Annotated in this window: 14 protein-coding genes; 1 reads left to right on the top strand and 13 read right to left on the bottom strand. The window is 70.4% G+C overall.

All coding sequences use genetic code 11. The features are described from left to right. The first annotated feature begins 120 nt into the window (after nt 1-120). Nucleotides 121-894 carry a PEP-CTERM sorting domain-containing protein gene (locus tag HYV93_01785; GenBank protein MBI2524689.1) on the top strand — a complete coding sequence of 258 codons (774 nt, stop codon included), beginning with the start codon at nt 121-123 and terminating at the stop codon, nt 892-894. A 447-nt stretch (nt 895-1341) separates the two neighbouring features. On the opposite strand, the gene HYV93_01790 is transcribed toward HYV93_01785, so the two are convergent. The 13 genes from HYV93_01790 to HYV93_01850 all read right to left on the bottom strand — a co-directional run bounded on the left by HYV93_01790 (nt 1342) and on the right by HYV93_01850 (nt 16729). Then, entirely contained in the window at nt 1342-2175 is an 834-nt protein-coding gene (locus HYV93_01790; GenBank protein MBI2524690.1) for a class I SAM-dependent methyltransferase, read from the bottom strand. Between the two features lie 6 nt (nt 2176-2181). Beyond that, complete coding sequence (locus HYV93_01795; protein MBI2524691.1) at nt 2182-3951, bottom strand: right-handed parallel beta-helix repeat-containing protein; 1770 nt, start codon at nt 3949-3951, stop codon at nt 2182-2184. Continuing rightward, a complete protein-coding gene (locus tag HYV93_01800) occupies nt 3948-4595 on the bottom strand; it encodes a hypothetical protein (GenBank protein MBI2524692.1) in 648 nt (215 codons plus the stop codon). The genes HYV93_01795 and HYV93_01800 overlap by 4 nt, the downstream gene beginning before the upstream one ends. Nucleotides 4596-4609: 14 nt before the next feature. Beyond that, nucleotides 4610-5548: a hypothetical protein gene (locus HYV93_01805; GenBank protein MBI2524693.1), complete on the bottom strand. Its 939-nt coding sequence runs from the start codon at nt 5546-5548 to the stop codon at nt 4610-4612. Further along, nucleotides 5545-6627, bottom strand: a complete 1083-nt coding sequence (locus HYV93_01810; protein MBI2524694.1) for a GNAT family N-acetyltransferase — start codon at nt 6625-6627, stop codon at nt 5545-5547. The genes HYV93_01805 and HYV93_01810 overlap by 4 nt, the downstream gene beginning before the upstream one ends. After that, nucleotides 6594-7340: a class I SAM-dependent methyltransferase gene (locus HYV93_01815; GenBank protein MBI2524695.1), complete on the bottom strand. Its 747-nt coding sequence runs from the start codon at nt 7338-7340 to the stop codon at nt 6594-6596. Before HYV93_01815 ends, HYV93_01810 begins: the two co-directional genes overlap by 34 nt. Nucleotides 7341-7434: 94 nt before the next feature. Then, nucleotides 7435-8592, bottom strand: a complete 1158-nt coding sequence (locus tag HYV93_01820; protein MBI2524696.1) for a glycosyltransferase — start codon at nt 8590-8592, stop codon at nt 7435-7437. Beyond that, the gene (gene asnB / locus HYV93_01825) at nt 8585-10447 is read right to left on the bottom strand and encodes an asparagine synthase (glutamine-hydrolyzing) (GenBank protein MBI2524697.1); all 1863 of its coding nucleotides are present in this window, start codon (nt 10445-10447) and stop codon (nt 8585-8587) included. Before asnB ends, HYV93_01820 begins: the two co-directional genes overlap by 8 nt. Before the next feature lie 2 nt (nt 10448-10449). Beyond that, nucleotides 10450-11412, bottom strand: coding sequence for a methyltransferase domain-containing protein (locus tag HYV93_01830; GenBank protein ID MBI2524698.1), 963 nt, complete (start codon nt 11410-11412; stop codon nt 10450-10452). Further along, nucleotides 11409-12416 carry a hypothetical protein gene (locus tag HYV93_01835; protein MBI2524699.1) on the bottom strand — a complete coding sequence of 336 codons (1008 nt, stop codon included), beginning with the start codon at nt 12414-12416 and terminating at the stop codon, nt 11409-11411. Before HYV93_01835 ends, HYV93_01830 begins: the two co-directional genes overlap by 4 nt. Then, complete coding sequence (locus HYV93_01840) at nt 12413-14140, bottom strand: hypothetical protein (protein MBI2524700.1); 1728 nt, start codon at nt 14138-14140, stop codon at nt 12413-12415. The genes HYV93_01835 and HYV93_01840 overlap by 4 nt, the downstream gene beginning before the upstream one ends. Then, a complete protein-coding gene (locus tag HYV93_01845) occupies nt 14137-15276 on the bottom strand; it encodes a glycosyltransferase (protein ID MBI2524701.1) in 1140 nt (379 codons plus the stop codon). Before HYV93_01845 ends, HYV93_01840 begins: the two co-directional genes overlap by 4 nt. Before the next feature lie 7 nt (nt 15277-15283). Then, entirely contained in the window at nt 15284-16729 is a 1446-nt protein-coding gene (locus tag HYV93_01850; GenBank protein ID MBI2524702.1) for a sulfatase, read from the bottom strand. Nucleotides 16730-16735 lie beyond the last annotated feature (6 nt).

A 16735-nucleotide genomic window follows, 5' to 3' on the forward strand; every position in this document is an offset into this window, starting at 1 on the left:
CCAGCGGTGGTACGTGCTTGCTCTGGGTGATCGCAGCATCGAATCTCGCGGCCCAAGAGGGAGAAGACGATGGAGAGACCGGCAATGACTAGGCGAGTCTTGGTGGGCGTAGTAGCTGCCGTGTTGCTCGGCGTGTCCAGCGGCTACTCGCACGCTGCGACGGTCGTGGTGGATCCCCTCAACCCGAATGGATGGGCTTTCCAGGTAACATCGGCCGATGGGATCGGGGCCTTCGTCGGGGGTCCCGGCACTCCGCCACTGGGATCCGGCAGTGCGCGGTTGTTCACGGGGACACACGGCGACGACTCCGCGCAGATCCGGACCCCCACCTACAACGGCGTGTCCTTGAGCAGCCTGACGCAGCTGGCCTACAGCACCCATGTCACGAGCTGGAATGGGCAGCAGGCGCCGTACATCATCCTCAACGTTGACCTCGACGCCAACGGCAGCGTGGATGATCTTCTGTTCTTCGAGCCCGCGTATCAGAATCCCGTGGACGGGAACCCCGCTCTGCCGAATCAAGGCACGGCTTCAACAGGAGTCTGGCAGACGTGGGACGCCTTGTCGGGCGGCTGGTGGTCCTTGAACAGCATCGCGGGGGCCACCCCGGGCACGGGTGTCAAGTCACTCGGCGATTACCTGGCGGTAGAGTCCGGAGCCATGCTCTCGACCACCGCATTGGGCGCGGTGCGCTTGGTGACAGGGTTCGCGTCGGCGCCGGATGTCTTCGACGGCAACGTGGACAAGTTCGTCATCGCCGTCAGCGGGAGCGAGACGATCTACGACTTCGAGGCCGCAGCCCCGGTGCCCGAGCCGACCACGCTGCTGCTCTGGGGCACGACGGCGGTGGGGCTTGCCGCCGTACGCCGCTGGCGCAACCGCCGCGCCGTCTGATCGGCACGCCGGGGCGGGGGCGGGCGGGTGTTCGCGCTCGCTCCCGCCGAGGGCGGCGATTCGGTTGTGCGCATCGTAGCCCCGTGTGGGGGCGCCCCCTGTCACTCGTCGAGGGCACTGGCGCCGTGACCGGCAGCGGTTCGGTGACGGTCGAAGTCGGCGTGGCGCGTCTGATTCCCATGAATTGGTGATCTCGCGCGGGCTTGGGCTCTTCGGCTAGCGCACCGACCACGGCCGCATCCCTGTCGTCCGCGCTGGCCGCAGTCATTCCGAGGTGGTGCTGCCAGATCGAGGCGTCGGCAATCAGGGCAACGGCTCTTCCCGGCTGGTTACTGGGTCTCCTGCCTTCGGCGATGACGAGGGGTGTCATGTCCAAGGCGAACACCGAATGGGGGCGCCCGGCGAGGCCCCGGCTGCCGACAGGGTGCCGAGCGGGACCGCTGCACCTCAGAAGAACCGGGCTAACGGAGACTCATGCCCGTCCTTGGCCGCAACGTACACGGATTCGGTCGACACGCCCGCACGCTCCAGCACGCGCCTCGCCCGTTCCAGGCCAAATCCGTATCCCGAGGCTGCGGGGCCTCGCAACACGCGCAGGACCCGGAACCCGGCGTCGGCGAACGTCCCGAGCCACCGCCGGCGGCTGTACGCGTAGAGCTCGACGAGGTTCGATTCGTACGCCCCGTGGGGCGTAGGCCAGAAGTGGCGTTCGGGGCGCCGCGACGCTTTCGGATTGTTCTCGATGGCGACGCCCCCGCGCCTCGCCGGGTCGGGCGCCGACGCGGGCCGCCGGCGCGCCGGCGGCAGCCCCAGCGTCGTCAGCAGACGCCGGCTGATCCTCACGGCGAGGTCGGGGTAGAAGAACACGAGCTGCGAGAGCTTCCACACCGGATTCGGGACCACGTGGATCGCGAGGCCCTCGCGCTTGAGCACTCGGTGCATGCCCCGGAGCGCGGCGTCGGGGCGCGGCAGGTGCTCGAGCAGATTCGACGAGTACACGAGGTCGAAGGTGGCGGCGGCGAAGACCTCGTCCACCCGCTCGGCGTCGCAAACGGCGAAGGCCACGGACGCCGGGTGGTCGCCGGCGGCGAGGATCGACTCGCTGAAATCGGTGCAGACGAGGTCCTTGACGTAGCTCGACAAGAGCCGGCTCTGAAATCCGTCGCCCGCCCCCAGCTCGAGACCCTTGCCGAAGGCTGCCTCTGGACACCGGGCGAAGATCAGCTCGATCTCGCGAGACCGGATCCGGTGCAGCCAGTCGCCCCAGGAGGCCGCCGTCACGGTCGCCTACCTACCCGTCGGCTCGACGCCCAGCGCGCCGACGAACGCCCCGGAGCCGGGCGCGCCCGGAACCTCGATGGCGCGACCGAGGGCCGGACTGTCCGGCCTCAGGTGGAAGTTTCCCCCGGCCTCGTCCACGAAGCCCGGGTCCGCTTTGAAGTTCCCGGTCGCCTCCCCGTATCGGCGCTCGAAGTCACGGAGGGTGTAGCTGAGCCACCCGCCGCGTAGCTCGGCGGATCGCGTTCGTCCGACGGCAAGCTCCCCGGTTCTGCCAGGCTCGCGCAGGACGAGGTTGTTCGTGATCCGGTTGCCGTTGAGACTGCCCTCCGGCCAGAAGTACTCGGCCGGGGTGTGGTACTGATCGATGAGCCACGTGTACGAGCCCCCGGCGGGGCCCGGGGGGGCGCCCCCATTCCGGTAGAAGATGTTGTTGGCGATCAGGGTCTCGGTGACCCGTGCCCCGCGCTTCTCGAACACGTAGAGGCCCGCGCCGCCGTTGCCGTAGAAGGTGTTGTTGTAGACCTGGTTACCGCGTGGCTCCTGCTTCACGTTCCCGTAGGGATAGGCGCCGATCTCGATGCCGCTTCCGCTGTTATTCGCGATGACGTTGTAGCGGATGACGCTCGTGCTTCCCTGCGTCTGGATTCCCGGCCGCACTGCCGGCCCACCGCCGGGGCAGGGACCGCGGCTACCGTCAGGGAGCCGGCAATTGACCAGCCCCGCCGTCCCGGAGTCGCGGATTACGTTGTGCTCCACGAGCGCGCGCTCGACCTTCCAGCCCGTCATGCCGAAGCCGGTCGCCCACGAATTGGCGATGACGTTGTGGGCGACCACGGTGTCGACTGTCTCGCCGTCGATGTTCGGGGTCCCGAGGAGGATGACGGCCGAGTGACCGCCGTCCGCGACGTGGTTGTGAACGACGCGGTTGCGCCTCCCGACCGTGATCTGCACGCCTTCGCCGGCGTTCCGGGAGACGTCTCCGCAGCGCGCGATGTGGCTCCGCTCGAGCACGCTGTCGTCGACGTGGAGGAACAGGACGCAGCCCTTGGCGTTGTCCGTGACGTCGAGATTCCTGAGCGCCACGTGATGCACCCCGGAGAGCTGGAGCCCGATGCCGGCGTGGCTCACTCCGAGCCCCTCGATCACCACGTAGGCCGCGCCACGTTCGAGGACGATCCCCGCGCCGTACCTCCCGCCCGTGATCCGGGCGGCCCCGTCCTGCACCGCCCGGATCGTGATCGGCCTGTCCGCGGTGCCGCCCCGGAGGATGCGGAGCCACTGGTCGGCAAAGGTGCCTCGGAGCACAGCCGTGTCACCGGGCTGGAGCGCTCGTGTCATGCGGTCGAGCGTCTTCCACGGCCGATTCGGGGTTCCCGGGTCGCTGTCGTGCCCCTTCTCGGCATCGACGTGGAGCGTGCGGGCCGCCGGCGGACGCTCGACCATGACCTGGGCCGGGGCGGACGTGACAGTAGTGCCGGAGCCGAACCGCGCCTCCGCGGACAGCAGGTGCCATCCCGGGGACGCGAGCGCGGTGCTCCAGGGCGCCTCGTACGCCGGCCCCGTAGTGGCGGGCGCCTCGATCGGATAGCCATCGAGGAGGTACTGGACGGCCACGGGGCGGTCCGGACCGGTCACGGCCACTGCGAGGGCGATCGTTCCACTGACCGCGTGCGAGGCCAGCGTGATCTGTACCGTCGCCGGCGGGGCCGCGCCTGGGGTGGTCGCGAACGCCAGCCCGAGCATCACGAATCCGAGGAGCGCACGAGCGAGGCTCATGACTCACCCTCCCGCCTGATCACGTACACCCCCATGAACGTTCCGTCCGGCTGGCGCTCCATGCGCCAGCCGTCGCGGTTGGCGGCTCTGGCCCACGCGCCCTTCTCCGGCTGCATCTGGCTGTAGAGCATAGTGTAGCGCTCAGCCTTCGCCGTCTCGACCATCGCCGCTTTGAGGCGGCTTCCGATCCCGAGTCCCCTCAGATCGGGGCGCGTCCCCGTCGTCTGCATGTACACTGCGCGCTCCGGCATGGACGCCGACAGGAGCGGCATGTTCGTCGTGTGGCGCGCGCGCGCGAACAGCCTTCCCGCGATCGCGCGGATCGTGTGACCGCCGAGGTGCCTGAGGAAGAGCCACGGATGGCGCCGGGCGAGCGCCAGGAAGAACCGCGACCGGTCGGTGAGCGCGAACGTGTAGCCGACCGGTCTTCCGTCGTGGAAGCCCAAGAGTGTGATCGTGGCAATCCCCGCCGCGCACTGCCTTGCCAGCGCCCGGTGGAAGCGCGTCAGCTCGGCCGCCGCCACGGCGAGCGGAGGCACCACGTCGAACAGCCCGGCCAGCGCGTCCTGGTTCTGGGCGCTCGCACGCTCGATCTCGAGAAGCATCGCCGCTTCCCGCGCTGGCGGTGCCGTCCGCTCCTCCATGGCGGTCCCTCCTCTCAGCTCCCCGCGCCGCGGCGAGCGGCGCTGAACAGCCATCGCAGCTCGACACGACGCCGCTCCGCGGCGGGCAGCGGCCCGCCCAGGCCCCCGGCACGCAGGTGGTCGAGCAGCGTCGCCACGGGGACGAACCAGCCGTCGCGAGCGGCGAGCGCCTCGAGCAGGGCGCGCGTGTCGCTCCTCACCTCGCCGTGCTCGACGAACCCGGCGGCGACGTGGGTCGCGACGATCGAGATGCCGCCCGCACGGACGAGCCGCTCCTGCCGCTCCGGCCTGAGGAGCGCGTTGAACGCGGCGACGCTCGGGGCATGACACGCCGAGAACCAGAAGTTGACGAAGGGCGTCGCGGCGTCCGCGTAGAGGGGACGGGGATGCACGGACAGCAGGTCGGTTGCCGGGAACGTGAACCCGCGGACGTAGTCGATGTGCTTGTGGCCCAGGTCACCCCAGAAGTACGGTGAGCGGGGCACGTGCCCCTCGCTCGACTGGCCGTTCCGCACGGCGCGATACCGGTACAGCAGTCCGAGGAGGCGCGACCGGAACCGGCCGTCGAGCCAGTAGAGGTTGTCGCGATTGTCGCCGTGGTTTGCGTGGGTGCGCGGGGGGTGGCCGAACGTCCCCGCGAAGAGCTCGATTCCACGCAGCGTCCGGGACCGCGTCGCGCTCATCATGGACACGCCGTGCGACGCGATCTCGAAGCCGTGTGCCTGGAGCTCGCGCGCGAAGTCGCGGTACTCCGGGTCCTCGAGGGTGCTGGAGCCGACCCAGTTCGGGTGCACGTCCTCGGCCCCGAGGCTCCACACCGTCTTCGTCGTCCGCATCCCGAGGTGCTCGAGCAGGCGGTAGAACGGCCGCGTGTTCGCCACCGTGGCGTTGTCGCAGTCGTCGAACACCGTGAAGGCGAAGCGCTTGCCGCCCGGGAACCGCCGCCGGTTCATGGCTGGCCCGGGGCCGCCGCGTGCCGGCCGGCCAGCGTCAGGCGAAGCCGTCCCAACGCGCGTTGCCGAGCACTCATGTAGTGCTTGAGAGCCAGGCGCCCGACGCGGGCGAGTGGCGAGAGCGCCTTGAACCACCGCTCGGTGACGACCGGCATGCCGCCGAACTTCGGCTTGAAGCTACCGCCGCCGCACATGTTGTACTGGGGGATACCCCGCTCGAGGGCGACGCGCATAGCCGTCCAGTGGAGCAGCTCGTTCGGGTAGAGCGAGTAATCGCGCGTCCAGGCTGCGCCACCCCAGAAGTAGATCGCCCGCTCGTCGTGGGGGAAGAGACCCGTCGCGACGAGCCGCTCGCCGTGACGGACCCGCAGGGCGAGCAGCTTGCCCTCCGGCATCAGGCAGTCCCAGAGCGCCTGGACCCGTTCCCGCCCGTAGGTCGGCACGCGGCCCTGGCGGAGGAACACGTCTTGGAGCTGCGCATAGTACTCCCCCACGAACGCCGGGTCGGTCGTGGGCTCCACGCACAGCCCGTTCTTCGTGCCCCGACGGACGCGGTTGCGGCATTCGCTCTTGAGCCGCCCCCACATCGCCTCCTCGTCGTCGATGGGCACGAGGAACGTCATGTCGGCGTCGAGCTCGTAGCCGGCCGCCCGCATCGCTGCGGCCGGCAGGGCCGGGTTGGACAGCTCGAAGTAATCGACCCCGAGGTCCCGGCAGCAGCGGTCGAGCGCCGCGAGCAGGCTCTCGACGTCAACGTCGTCCACCAGGGGCCCCATGAAGTTGGTTGTCCAGCCCTGGAGCGGGCTCCCGAGCAGGCGGAAGGGCCCCTTGCGGACCTCGGCCGCGCAGAGGTAGCCGAGGGCGCTACCGTCGTCGCCCAGGAGCTTCCGGGCGCGCACCGTTGCGCGCTGGGACTGCTCGAGGAAGCGGAGCCAGCAGCGCTCGTGGAAGAGGTACTTGCTGCGATAGCCGCGGGCGACAGCGTCCCAGTCTGGCGTCGCGAGCGGCGCGACGGCCTGCTGCGCGTACACGCGGCCGTTGCCATTCACGCGGCTCTCCGCGCGGGCTTCACGAAGCACCCGAGCATCGTCGAGCGCAGGTATCTGAGTGCCCGGGTAAGCGTGAGCCGGATGTAGAGGAGGTTCGCGGCCGCGAGCAGCGGGTGGGCGGTGGCGAGCGCCGCGTCACTCGTGAGCATCGAGCATCGCTCCTGCTCGAGACCGACGCGCGCCATCAGGCACCGGAGCGTTCTCGGCGTGTTCGCGCGGTATCTGGTGGGGAAGACATCCCCCGCCGAGCGGCCGTCCAGCCGCTCGACGAGACGGAGCTTGAGGGAGCGGGGCATCAAGCGCGAGGCGATGACGAACAGCGAGTAGATATTCGGCGTATGCACGATCACGCGCCCGCCGGGGGGGAGAATGCGCGCGAACTCCGCGAAGACCTCGAGCGGGCGATCGAGGTGCTCGGCCACCATGTTGCAGGTAATCAGGCTCACGGACTCCGATCGGAACGGTAGGGCCTCGAGACTCGCCAGGACCAGGCGGGAGAGGGTGCGGTGCTGGCGCAGAGACGCCAGGTCGACATCGCAGCCGATCGCGAGGCGCGCCCCCATCGCGACTTCCTTCTCCGTCTCGGCACGCCAGGCCGGAAAGACATGCCAGCCACAGCCAGCATCGAGCCACACCGTCTGCTCGGTGACGTGCTCGGTCACGACCTCTTCGTAGATCGCCTGGTTGAAGCGCAGCCCGGGGACGATCTTCCGCTTCAGGGCTTCATAATCTTTGTGTTCCACCTAGCTCCTCGATCTCCGGCTTGAGCCTGCACGCTATGACGCGCTCCTCGTCGTGGGCGACGATCAGTCGCCGTACAGAGCAGCGGAGCGAGAATCAGCATCGGGGGCGTTCTGCGGACTCGATGAGCCGGGAGAGCTCCTCGACGCGCGCGTGCCAGCTCTCGCGCGCCATCGCGTCGACACGCCGGCGGTCGGTGACCGGCGAGCGGTCGGCGCAGGCGGCCTCGATGCCGGCCAGGAAGCCGGCCGCATCCGACGCCACGCGCACGACGCCCCGGTAGCGGTTGACCTCGGGCAGGTCCGTCGCCACCACCGGGAGTCCGGCGGCGAGGTACTCACGCAGCTTGAGCGGGTTGGCCTTGAGCGTGAGCTCGTTGATCCGGAAGGGCACGAGGCCGACGTCGAAGCCCTTGCAGTAGCCGGGGAGCGCCGCGTACGGCTTCTGGCCGAGCACGTGGACGTTCAGGAGTCCCGCAACGGGATCGAGGGCGGTGGTCGCCTTGCCGACGAGCACGAAGGACCACTGCGGGCGGGCTAGCGCCAGCTCGCGGATCAGTGCGAGATCCACCCAGTCTGCAATCAGGCCGAAGAAGCCGACCACCGGCGGCGGCAGGCCCTTGACGTCGTCGGGCACGACGGTCGCGGGTTCCAGGGCGCGCGCGAAGTGATCGACCTCCACGCCGTGCGAGACGAAGAAGGTCCGCGGGTTGTGGCGCTGCCGCTCGCGGCAGAGCTGCTCGGACGACGTGAAGACGAGGTCCGCCTTCGCGAGGAGGTCGCGCTCCATGCGCGCGAGGGCCTCGCGCGGCACGCCCGAGAAGGCCGTGTACTCGTCGACACAGTGGTAGATCACCAGGCGCTCGCCGAGCCGTCCAACCAGGCGGTTGACGTTGGGCAGGAAGGTCCAGAGAATCGGTTCGACGAGCCCGAGCCGCCGGGCGAGCGAGCGGAGGGACATCGTCAGGATCAGCGTGTTGAGGCGATCGATCCCCGCGACACCGGGCAGGGGCAGCACGAGCGGGCTCCACGCGTGCAGGTGCTCGCCGACGCGCATGCACCCCTCGAGCCCGCGCCTGAGCTTCGTCCCGAGGCGGCGGAGGTCGCGCCCGGAAGGCGCCGGGCGACGCATCCCGATGGAGTTCACCCACAGGATGCGGTTCCTCTCGGCGAGGATACGCATGATGTGCGTCTTGCTCGTGGGGTCGCCGCTCCAGTCGTGCGCGAAGCAGATGATGGAGCGGCCCTCAAGCATCTTGGCGGCTCCCGGGAACGGCGGGGGCCTCGGTCGCCCGGGCCTCGATGAAGACTCGGTGCCAGGCGGCCAGGACGGCGAGGGTGAACAGGGGCTCGCTCAGGTCCTCCCGCCCCCGCGCATGGCGCGCGATCAGGCCCTCGACCGTGCCGCGGTCCAGGAGGGGGCAACCGGCGAAGAGCTCGCGCGCCGCCTCACCGAGCCCCGTGCGGAACCACTCCCGCACGGGGATCGTGAAGCCCTGCTTCGGGCGCTCGACGATCTCGCGCGGCACGAGCCCTCGCATCGCCTCTCCCAGCACGCGCTTGCCCCTGCCACCCTGAACCTTGAGGTGCGATGGCACCCGCCACGCCCACTCGACCAGTCGGTGGTCGAGGAACGGCACCCGCAGCTCCAGCGACGACGCCATCGTCATCTTGTCGGCCTTCACGAGGAGATCGTCGGGCAGCCACACCTTCAGGTCGAAGTAGAGCATGCGGCGCAGAGGGTCGAGGTGTCGTGTGCGGTCGAAGCAGGCGGCGGCGAACTCATCGTCGGGCGCCGTCAGGCCCGGGACAAGCATGCGCTCGCCCTCGCCCTCGCCGAACACCGCCGAGACGCCGCGATAGCTCCGCTCGATCGGATGGGCGGCGCGCTCCAGGTAACGCGCGAACCTGCGGCCCCGGGCGAGCGGCCGCAGCAGCCCGATCCCCGGCAGGCGACGCAGCGGCTCGAGGCGCAGCATTGTCGCGTAGATCGCATAGCCGCCGAGCGCCTCGTCGGCACCTTCGCCCGATATCGCCACGGTGACGAAGTCGCGCGCGAACCGCGAGAGGAAATGGAGCGGCACGGCGGCCGGATCCGCCACGGGCTCGTCGAGGAACCACACGAGCCGCGGGAGGAACTCCCAGAACCGCGCGCGGTCGAGGATGAGCTCCCGATGCTCGGTGTGAAAGCGTTCCGCCGCGAGGCGCGCATACGCGGTCTCGTCGCTCCCGGTGCCGTCAGGGTAGCCGACCGTGAAGGTCCGGACCGCGTCGGGCAGGAGCCCCGCCATGATGCCCGTCACCGCCGTCGAGTCGATGCCGCCGCTCAGGAAGGCGCCGAGTGGAACGTCGCTCACGAGATGCGCCCGGACGCACTCCGCCAGGAGGTCCCGGAGCTCCTCGGCCGCCCCAGGCTCGTCGACGGGCTCCACGTCGAGGGGCAAGTCCCAGTACCGCCGCACCGTCACCGCCCCCCTCTCGACCAGCAACACGTGACCCGGCGGCAGCTTGGAGATGCCGCGGAACATCGTACGGGGCGCGGGAACGTAGCGGAGCCGCAAGTACTGGCCGAGGGCGGCCGGATCAAGCTCGCGCGCGACGCCGGGCCAGTGGAGCAGGGCCTTGATCTCCGAGGCGAAGAGCAGGCTCGCACCGGCGAACGTGTAGTAGAGCGGCTTGATGCCGAGACGGTCACGCGCCAGGAGGAGGCGACGCCGGCCCGCGTCCCAGATGGCGAAGGCGAACATGCCGCGCAGCCGCTCGACGCACGCGGGTCCGAACGCCTCGTAGGCGCGGAGAATGACCTCGGTGTCCGACTTTGTCCTGAACGTCCACCCGTGGGCTTCGAGCTCGGCCCGGACGTTGTCAAAGTTGTAAATCTCTCCGTTGTAGACGATGCGCACGCGGCCGTCGTCGCTCGCCATCGGCTGGTGGCCGCTCGCAAGGTCGATGATGGCCAGCCGGCGGTGGCCGAGCCCCACGTTGTCGTCGACGAACAGGCCCTCGTCGTCGGGGCCGCGGTGACGCATCGCGTCCCGCATCCGCCTGAGCAGCGTCACGTCCACCTGCTCGGGCGTTCGCAGCCGCACGACGCCGCAGATCCCGCACATCGCTAGCCCGCCTTCCTCCCGGTCATGCCGATGAGTCCGGTCTGCTTCACGTCGGCGAAGCCAAACGCCTCGAACCAGCCCCGCACCTCGGCGGTGGTGTGCCGCGACTGGTAGCGCGGCGAGAGGTTGTCGAAGAGGCTGAAAGCCACGCTCCCGATCGAGGGCTTGGCGTCGACGGGCACACCCCGCCGCCGCTGCCAAGCCGCGTACGGCCGGGCGAGGAGGTAGATTGGCACGGCAAGCAGATAACAGAGGTAGAGGAGGACCGGCCTCGGCAGTCGATAGGGGGCGACGAGCAGGTCCCGCATCCGCTGGTAGACGCTGAGCCGCTCGGACGGATAAACCCAGACGTACAGCGTCCCGCCAGGCTTCACGAGGCTCGCGAGTGACCCGAACGCCTCGCGCGGGTCGGCCGTGCAGACGATCACCCCCTCCGACCAGACGATGTCGAAGGTCCCCGGGGCGAAGGGCGCCCGGAGGAGGTCCGCTTGGAGGACCGAGACGTTGGCGAAGCCACGACAGGCATCCGCAGTCCGATCGATGGACGTGTTGATGTCGATGCCGACGATGTCGACGGGGAGCTTCGACAGGATGCGGAGGAGGAAGCCGTCACCGCAGCCCGCCTCGAGGATCGTCTTGCCCTCGAGGTCGAGGGGGCCGCGGTCGAGGGCGTGGAAGAAGCCGTCGCGCTCGTCGTCCTCGGACAGGCCGTAGAGCGTGCCGGTCTCGAACCGCCCCTGCCCGCGGACGTGCCACTGAAAGCCGAAGCTCTCGGCGATCTGCTGACGGTCGCCGAGCTGGGTGACGAAGCGCGGGACGCCGCGCACGATGAGGAAGACGGCCCCACAGCGGGCGCACGTCAGCGTTCCCGCACGGATCTCATCCTCCACCACCTCGCTGGCGGCCAGCCGGAGGGGGCCCAAGCACGCGGGGCAGACGGTGATCCGGAGCGTGCGGGTCTTCATCGTCCCCGCGTCCTCTGCCAGGCGAAGCGCAGCCGCGCCCAGTTCTTGGTGAGCACGAACACCAGGAAGATCTCCGCGCGCTCGCGGGCTGACCGGGGCGCCGCCCCCCACGCCCGCGCCCGCCGCAGGAGCGCAGACTCGCCCGCGAGCGCTCCGACCACGGCGAGCAGGGCGGTGTTGAGCCGGTGGTAGTGGGGCGGGCACAGGTAGCCGTGGGCGCCGTACCAGCTCCACGCGCCGCGGTAGTCCCAGAACGGTACCGTGCGGACGAGCCCGGCGACGCCGTCGGCGAAGAGCTGGCCAGCGCGGGCGTCGCCGGACACCGAGAGGTCGTACAGGCCGAGCAGCCCGAACAGGAAGCCGTCGAGGACGCGCGGCAGCGGATAGGCGGGATACTCCTCGTAGAGCGCGTGGCCGGCCACGAGGGTGCGGAGCCCACCGTCCTCGACGCTCTTGTCGAAGACGGCGCTGGCATCCCGCGCGACGGTGAGGAGGAGGGGATCGCCGCTGAGCCGGTGCGCGCGCACGAGCGCGCTGATCGCCAGCCCCTGGGACATCGCGGAGATCCACGGGGGCACCAGCCGGCAGGCGCCCTCCTGCCAGTCGATCGTGAGCGGCCACATGACCGCGCCGTCGTCGCGTCGGACGGCGTGGGCGGCCAGCCATCGCACCTGCCGGAGGAACGCCTCCCGTCCATCGGGCTCGTGGCCGGCAAGGAAGCGGTCGAGGCGGGCGAGGCCATACCACGCGACGTATGCGGCGTTGTACGTCGTGAAGGTCCGGGCGCGGTGGAGGGGAACGCCGGCCGAGTCGAGCTGCATGGCGTCGGCGAAGAGGCCGGCGCTGCGCACGTGGTAGTGGAGCGAGCCGGCGTGCGCAGCGCCCGGGACGACCTCGACGGGATAGTCGAAGCGAAAGGCGACGAGCTCGCGCCGGAGCGCGTCGGCCGCCCACCGGAACGCCGCACGGGCGGGACGCTGCGTCGTTCGGGATGGCGCCGTCACCGCTTCTCCACCAGCCAGTTCTCGATGGCGAGGTGCGTGAGACCGGAGCGGTCGAGGACGTCGAGCGCGTCTTCGGGGCGGCTCACGACCGGGTAGCCGTGGAGGTTGAAGGAGGTGTTGAGGAGTGCGCCCACGCCCGTCAGCCGCTCGAACTCCCCGAGCAGCGCGTGGTACGCCGGGTTCCACTCCCGGTACACCTCCTGGGGGCGGGCTGTGTGGTCGAAGGGGTGTACCGCCGCCGCGATGTTCTTCCAGCGCGCCGTGGTGTCGAATGACAGGATCATGTACGGCGAGCGCACCCCCTTCGGGTTGACGAGGTAGTCGGCGGTCCGGTCGCCCAGGATCGAGGGGCAGAAGGGCATCCAGAAGTCGCGCGCCTTGATCGCCTCGTTGATGACCCGCACCAGGGCGGGGTCGGAGGGGTTGGCGAGGATCGAGCGGTTGCCGAGTGCGCGCGCCCCGAACTCCTCGCGCCCCTTGAAGCGTGCCACCACCGTGCCGGCCGCGAGCAGGCGGGCCACCAGCGGCTCTATCGGCGTCACCCGCTCGAAGCGGACCGGGTGCGCGAAGTGGTGCCGCCGCAGGATCTGCCCGACCTCCTCGTCCGTGAACCGCGGGCCCCAGTAGACGTCGCGGAGAGGCGCGATCTTCGCGACCCCGGCCGTGTCCGCGTAGGTGGAGTAGGCCGCGCCGATGGCGTTCGTCTCGTCACCGCAGGACGGGTAGACGAACAACTCCTCGACCTCGGGGAGGTCCATGATGACCTTGTTCGCCTTCACGTTCATGAAGATGCCGCCGCCCAGCGCCACGCGGCGGATGCTGGTCTGCGTCACGCAGCGTCGCACCCACTCCGCGAGCACCACCTCGACGAACTTCTGGACCCCGCCCGCCACCCAGTCGAACCGTCTGCGCTCGAGGAGCCTCTTGAAGAAGCGATAGGAGCAGTAGGTCTCGGGGCAGGCGCCGACGCGCTCCCAGGTCAGCGGCTCGGCCGGACGGAACCGGACCAGGGCCCTGAGCTCCTCGAAGACGCGCTCCGTGCCCTGCGAATCGGCGTAGGGGGCGAGGCCCATGAGCTTGTACTCGTGCTCGAGCGGCACCATGCCCAGCAGGAACGTGATCATGGCGTACACGTTGCCGAGGGACTCGGACTGCGGGACGTGGCAGAGTCGCTCGAGGCGGCCGTTGCGGCCGATGCTCACGGTCGCGCACACGCCGTCGCCGGCGCCGTCGCACGTGAGGACGAGGATGTCCTCATCGAACCTGCCCCAGCCGTAGTACGCGGCCGCGGCGTGAGCGGTGTGGTGCTCGACGAACACGATGCGAGACGGCGAGACGCCCATCTCGACCAGCGGTCGCACACGCGCGCGCTGGCGGCGCTCGCGGTGAAGGCGGAACAGCGGCGTCGGGCGCACGGCCGCCCGGACCGTCCGCTGCAGCGAGCGCCGCAGGGTGACGCCCGGATCGTTGATCGTCCGGTAGTCCTCCATGAGCTGCTCGCGCGTCATCGGGAACGCCGCGTGGTGGCCGTTCATCGCCACGCGGTCGATGTCGCCGGCCGAGAGCCCGGCGACGCGGAGCACGGTGGCGATCGCCTCGGTGGGCATGCCCGCCCAGTTCTTCACCCGGCGCAGGCGCTCCTCCTGGATGGCCGCGAGCACCTGGCCGTCCTCGTACACACAGGCGGCGGCGTTGTGTCCGTCGTTGATCCCCAGGATCCTCATGCGGAGCCTCTCCTTGACGGCCCGCTGCGTCCGAGCCGCGCGTAGAGGGCGAGCAGCTTGGCCGCGGCTGCCGGGGGCGCCGCCGCTGAACGGGGCGCACCTCGCGCGCTGCCGGCGAGCATGGAGGAGAGCTTGGCGGCGAGGTCGGCGGCGGCACCCCGGCGGAAGAGCGTGACGCCCGGGGGCCGGCAGTCGGTGTCGCTGGCCAGGACAGGGACGCCGAGGGCGAGCGCCTCGCGGACCGAGAGCGCGTCGCCGTCGGCGTAGGTGGGTCGCACGAATACGTCGGCGCGGGCCAGGAGCGCCAGGTAGCGCTCGCGCGCCACCTCGCCGACGCAGTGCACGCAGTCGCGGAGACCGAGCCGATCGACAAGCCGCGTGAGGTCCTCGTTGCCGCCGGAGCCCACCACCACGCAGCCCAGCCGCGGGAACCCGGACCGGAGCGCCGGCAGCGCCTGCACGAGCACCGGCAAGCCGTATTCTGGGTCGGGGCCGCCAGCCGTGACGACGAGCGGCGCACAGCCCGCGACGCGCTCGCGGTCCTCGGCGGAGAGGGGCGCGGGATCGTCGAGTCCGAGGTAGGCCGGGATCACCGACAGGCGCGCGGCGTCCACGCCGAGGGCGGACAGCGCCTCCCGGATCCTTTCGTTGACACAGACGATCTCGGCGAAGGCGCCGGCGGCGACGCGAGCGGCGGCGCGGCCGGCGGCACCGAGCCCGGCAAGGTAATCGGGCGCCATGCCGGAGTGGAGCGTCAGGATTCCGGTGGCGCGCCTGGCGCGGACCGCGCATGCGGCCAGCAGGACGACCCCCCAGCTCCGGGCGCTGTGACCGTTGGTGTGCAGGTGGAGGACGGTGCCGCGATCTAGGCACGCGGCGAGCGCGCGCAGGAGGTCGAACGGCACGGACGTCGTGCGGTACTCCGGGCTCGGCGGTGCCCCGCGTCTGAGGTTGAGGACTTCCACGCGGAACCCAGCGTCGCGGAGGCAGTGCACCAGGCTGCTGACGTGAACCGACTCGCCGCCGAACGGCGGCGGATAGTAGCCGGCGAGCACCACCGCAGGGGTCGCGGCCGGGGCAGCGGCACGATCCGCCGCCCGTTCCGGCGCCCATTGCGCCACGTCGCTGGTGGACATCGGCGCCCTAGTCGACATAGCCGAGGTCACTCAGGTGCTCGAGCATCCGGCGCTCCTCCTCCTCCGTGTACCCGCGGGTCTCCAGTCCCGTCTTGAGGCGCGTCTCGAGGTCGCCCCGCTGCTCGAGCCGCAGCGCGTACAGCTCGCCGTGCTGCTGGAAATGCGCCCGCAGCTCGAGCTCGTGCTCCCTGGCGACGTCCGGCCGCTCCTCCACGAGGTTGCGGGCCTCTGCCGGGTCCACGACGATGTCGTAAAGCGCGCGCGCGCCGGCGTCGTAGTTGGCCACGAACTTCCATCGCGTGTTTCGCCGCGCGCAGACGAAACTTCTCGAGAGCCCCCGCTGGGCGATGGCGTCGGTCCGCACCGTCGCGGCCGGGTCCCCGAGGAGCCTGGCGAAGCTCACCCCGTGCCAGTTGTCGGGCGGCGCGGCGCCTGCCAGTGAGGCGAGCGTCGGCGCGAGGTCGAGGAGGCTCACGAGCGAGGCCGACTCGCGGGCCGTCTTGTGATCGGGATGGGCGAGGAGCATCGGCACGCGCAGCAGCGCCTCCGGCAGGTCCGTGAACCCGTGGCCGAAGCGCCCCTTCTCACCGAGCAGCTCGCCGTGATCCGACGTGACGGCGACGACCGCGCGCGACCGTCCAAGCGCGCTGAGGAGCGGCTCGAGCTGCTGGTCAATGAAATGGATCTGCGCGTCGTACAGGTTGGACACGAGCTCGGCATCCGCAGGGCCCAGCTCCGTGCTCCGGTCGAGCAACCGCGAGAGCAGCGCCACGTGCGCCGTTCGGCGGAGCCCGTCCGGGCGGAATCGCCGGAGCGACGCGGGCCGCGGGAGCTGGGGGTAGTGGAGGTCCATGAAGTGGATCCAGAGGAAGAACGGGCGGGGCGCGGCCCTCATCCATTCCAGCGCGCGCGCGATCAGGAGGTCGGCCGGTTGATAGGGTCGCCGCCCGCCGAACACCTGGACCATGTGGCGGAGCCGGCGGAGGTAGGCGTACCCGAACCTCTTCGGGGACACGACACGCTTGATCGAGCCGACCAAGCGTTCCTCGGGGCCCGCACCGGCCGCCGCCTGGAAGTCCACGAACCGATCGAAGCCGCGGTCGTAGCCGAAGACCCGGGACAGGAACGGGTTGGCGGTGATGCCGCACGTCGCGTAGCCCGCCCGCGAGAGCACCTCGGCCAGCGTCGTGCGCCGGGCCGACACCCAGTCGTAGCCCTGAGGGTCACAGTACATCAGCGGATAGCTCGAGGTGTGGATCGCCGGGAAGGACGCCTGCGTGTCCGGGCCGCAGGAGATGGCCTGGCGCAGGCTCAGCGCGCGCCCGGCCAGCCGATCGAGGTTCGGGGTCGTCGGCCGGCGGTAGCCGGCCGAGCCGAGCCGGTCGGCCCGGAGGCAGTCGATCGTCAGGAGGACGACGTCCGGCCTGGATGCTCCGTGGGTACCGTTCGCCATGCGCCG

The sequence above is a fragment of the Candidatus Rokuibacteriota bacterium genome (genome assembly GCA_016188005.1).
Classification (GTDB): domain Bacteria; phylum Methylomirabilota; class Methylomirabilia; order Rokubacteriales; family CSP1-6; genus UBA12499.

Coding starts and splice junctions, on each gene's coding strand:
- HYV93_01800 (MBI2524692.1), bottom strand. CDS start 4,595: ATGGAGGAGCGGACGGCACCGCCAGCGCGGGAAGCGGCGATGCTTCTC.
- HYV93_01845 (MBI2524701.1), bottom strand. CDS start 15,276: ATGTCCACCAGCGACGTGGCGCAATGGGCGCCGGAACGGGCGGCGGAT.
- asnB (MBI2524697.1), bottom strand. CDS start 10,447: ATGTGCGGGATCTGCGGCGTCGTGCGGCTGCGAACGCCCGAGCAGGTG.
- HYV93_01795 (MBI2524691.1), bottom strand. CDS start 3,951: ATGAGCCTCGCTCGTGCGCTCCTCGGATTCGTGATGCTCGGGCTGGCG.
- HYV93_01820 (MBI2524696.1), bottom strand. CDS start 8,592: ATGCTTGAGGGCCGCTCCATCATCTGCTTCGCGCACGACTGGAGCGGC.
- HYV93_01830 (MBI2524698.1), bottom strand. CDS start 11,412: ATGAAGACCCGCACGCTCCGGATCACCGTCTGCCCCGCGTGCTTGGGC.
- HYV93_01850 (MBI2524702.1), bottom strand. CDS start 16,729: ATGGCGAACGGTACCCACGGAGCATCCAGGCCGGACGTCGTCCTCCTG.
- HYV93_01840 (MBI2524700.1), bottom strand. CDS start 14,140: ATGAGGATCCTGGGGATCAACGACGGACACAACGCCGCCGCCTGTGTG.
- HYV93_01805 (MBI2524693.1), bottom strand. CDS start 5,548: ATGAACCGGCGGCGGTTCCCGGGCGGCAAGCGCTTCGCCTTCACGGTG.